Source organism: Streptomyces sparsus, assembly GCF_054776295.1.
In genome coordinates this window covers 1-734 of record NZ_BAAHCA010001536.1, presented here as the reverse complement: position 1 = coordinate 734, position 734 = coordinate 1, and the positions used below count along the sequence as shown (strand labels likewise).

Here is a 734-nt window from a genome sequence, read left to right as displayed (position 1 = left end):
GAGGCGACTCCCATCGCGACGAAGGGCAGCGGGTCGTCGGCGGCGAACCACGCGCACTCGGTGGAGGGGGCCGCCGGGGGTCGCTCGGCCGGGCCGGGGCCCCGTCGTCCGAGGGCTCCGCGCAGGGCGGAGAGCAGGAGGTAGTTCTCTGCCACGAAGCGGCGCCCGGGCACGCTGCGTGCGGTCGGCACCGCGCGGCCGGTCAGGTCGAGGTGCAGCGCCCGCACGACGTCCAGGCCGTCCGGATCGGTGAACAGCCGGAACTGCGCACCGGGTCGGGGGTTGAAGTCCAGCAGGTGGTGGCGGCCGGAGGCGGCGTCCAGCCGGAAGTCGAGGTCGAGAATGCCGCGGTAGCCGAGCTCGCCGGCCAAGCGCCGTGCGGTGGCCTCCAGTTCGGCGTCGGGCAGCCAGCGTCCGGCCGCTGTCAGGCCGGCACCCGCCGGCCAGCAGCGGTCCTTGCGGCCCGCACCGCCCATCAGGCAGGCGCCGTCGTTCGCGAAGTAGCCGTGGAAGAACCAGTCGGTGCCCCGACCGCCCGGCAGGAGGCGCTGGAGCAGCAGGCGGTTACCGGAGCCGCTGCCCCGCTCGAAGAGCAGGGCGGCCTGCCGCGCGGTGCGCAGCACTCCGGTACTGCGCAGGCCGGCTCCGGGGGGCAGCAGCCAGGGCCGGCTCCACTTCGCGATGACCGGCAGCCCCAGCCGGAGGGCGGCGTCGGCGGCGTCGCCAGGGCTGCG

The 734-nt window shown here is 76.2% G+C and carries 1 pseudogene; it reads right to left on the bottom strand.

Going from position 1 to position 734, the window contains the following annotated elements:
• Nucleotides 1-734, bottom strand: a pseudogene (locus ACYVE9_RS29470) (ATP-grasp domain-containing protein); the annotation flags it as partial.